Annotated in this window: 4 protein-coding genes; all 4 read left to right on the top strand. The window is 30.4% G+C overall.

Translation table 11 applies throughout. From position 1 onward, the window contains the following. On the top strand, positions 1-420 hold a 420-nt coding region (locus CLPU_RS16110; RefSeq protein WP_200898648.1), incomplete at its 5' end, for a Gp37-like protein. 4 nt (positions 421-424) lie between these two features. Further along, a complete protein-coding gene (locus tag CLPU_RS16105) occupies positions 425-1,879 on the top strand; it encodes a hypothetical protein (protein WP_050379101.1) in 1,455 nt (484 codons plus the stop codon). A gap of 16 nt (positions 1,880-1,895) precedes the next feature. After that, positions 1,896-2,228, top strand: a complete 333-nt coding sequence (locus tag CLPU_RS16100) for a hypothetical protein (RefSeq protein WP_050379098.1) — start codon at positions 1,896-1,898, stop codon at positions 2,226-2,228. 2 nt (positions 2,229-2,230) lie between these two features. Further along, positions 2,231-2,377, top strand: a complete 147-nt coding sequence (locus tag CLPU_RS17385) for a CD1375 family protein (RefSeq protein ID WP_157857750.1) — start codon at positions 2,231-2,233, stop codon at positions 2,375-2,377. Positions 2,378-2,385 lie beyond the last annotated feature (8 nt).

The raw sequence follows: 2,385 nt of genomic DNA, 5'->3' as shown, positions 1-2,385 counted from the left end.
AACTATGTTGAATCTATGTTTGATAGAGCAAATGTAATGTATGCAGGAGGAAAAGGAGAGGAAGAAGAAAAGCTAATACAGAAAGTAGGGGAGTCTAAAGGTATAAGAAGAATAGAAGAATACACAGATATCTCTAATGCGGAAGATGTAACAGAACTAGTTACATTAGCAAAACAAAAACTTAAAGAGTTAGAGGAAATAAAAACGTTTGAAGCTACAATAATTCCTTATAACTCTTTTTATTATGAAAAAGATTACGACTTAGGTGATTATGTTACTGTCTTTGATAGGAAGCTTGACGTAAAAGTAGATGCACAAATAACAGAAATTAAGGAAGTTTATGATACAAATGGATTTAATATTGATGTTACGTTTGGAAATAAGATTCCTACCATATTAGACAAAATTAAAAGGAAGTGATTAAGTGGAAAAAAGCAGTTTTTTTAATGCAGTACGCCTAGATAATGGTGCCTGGGATAGAGTATATAAAGCAGAGGATTTTGCAGATTTCTTCCAAAGTATAATGTCAAACGGAGTATTCTATAATCCTGCAAATAGCCTACAAATAATATCAAATAACAATATGACAGTAACTCTAAAAAAAGGTAAAGCGTATATAAATGGATACTTCTATCATAACACAGAAGATTTAATATTGAATATAGATCCTGCGGATAGTGTTTTAAACAGAATAGATAGAGTAGTTTTAAGATTAGATTTTCTTAAGAGAGAAATAAAAGCATATGTAAAAAAAGGTTCATTTGCTAGTAGTCCTGCAGTGCCAACATTACAACGTGATACAGATATATATGAGCTTGGAATTGCAGATATAAAAATAAATAAAGGTACTGTAAAAATAAGTGCTACAGATATAACAGATACTAGAGCAAATCCGGAACTCTGTGGCATTGTAAGTACATTTTTACAGGATGATATACAAACAAATATAAAAGATGTAAACAAAAAACTAGATGGTAAACTAGATAAAACAGCTTATACAGCACAGGACGTATTGAATAAAGTGAAAACAGTTGATGGAACTGGCAGTGGTCTAGATGCAGATTTATTAGATGGACTTCATGCTAGTGCTTTTAAAAGGCAAGGACTTCCAGGAGACGTTAAAAAGATTGTGTGGTTTAAGAGTTTAAATCTATATTCTGATGAAAGACAAGATTTCACTATTCATAATGACAAATTACTTCACGTTAGAACTCATAAGCCAGAGAGTGTAACTTATTACTATTATGGTGATGTTAGAGCTGATGAAGGTAATGGCGGTGGAAGTGTGACGAATATGACCCAATCTATTACTCCTGGAAGTTATGAACGGAGCCTTTGTATACGAGGACCTTCAAGCTTTACTTCATGTCTTGCTTATGACACAGGAAATTACTCGAATGGACCAGGTGCGATAATAACTCCTATTAATCTAATCAGTAAAATTAAATTACGTCGCTTTTATTGTCATATGAGAACAAGTGACGTAGATTACGGTTATGTTGATGTTATAGGATTTGATAATAATAAACAAAATACTTTATGGATTAAGGGCAGAAAAAATAACAAATCTATTTTGGCTGAATTCGATATACCAGATTATTATGGTGACGATGATAAATTCTATCCTACTAAAACATATCAGTTAGATAGAGATTATGGTGGATGGAGAATCGCAATTACAAATAATTATTTTTATTGTTATGATGATATAATAAGAAACTTATATATATACAATAAAATTAATAGCTCTCTAAAACAAATAATAGACCTAAGGCATTTACCAGTGTTTGGGAGAATATTTTATGACCATCATACAAATGAACTATATGGATATGTAAGTAAAGATGAAAGTTATTTCTTCTACAATATAATAGTTTAAAGGGAGTTGATATATTATGTTTTACTATAAATACAATGTAACATTTGATGATTTAGGTAACTTGTTATATCCATTAGACATTCTTAAAGTTTCTAATTATCATATAAATAAACAGCTAACTCAATGTATATTTAGTTTAGATGAAAAAATAGATATAACTGACATTGAAAATATAACCTGTGAAGAATTTGAAAATATAAAAGATGAAATGTTAGGGTCACAGCACAATTATGAACCCGAGATCATAGAAGAAGTAGAAGTTGACGAGGAAAAAGTTGCTATGGCAGAAGCCATAATTCAACTTGAAAATAAAATTCAAGAATTAGAGCAAAAATTAGGAGGTAATTAATTATGATTAAAAAATATTTAGTAGTATGTTACGGGATACTTGTTAAAGCTGGAAAGTGGAACTTAGAAGAAGCTGAGGGAGATGAAAAACAAATAGTTCCAAATGAATATCAAATCGCAGTAGCTGAATATTTAGCAGGACAGAACTAGACCAAAGA

The organism is Gottschalkia purinilytica, assembly GCF_001190785.1.
GTDB classification, from domain to species: Bacteria; Bacillota; Clostridia; order Tissierellales; family Gottschalkiaceae; genus Gottschalkia_A; species Gottschalkia_A purinilytica.
This window is presented reverse-complemented; position numbering and strand designations above follow the sequence as displayed.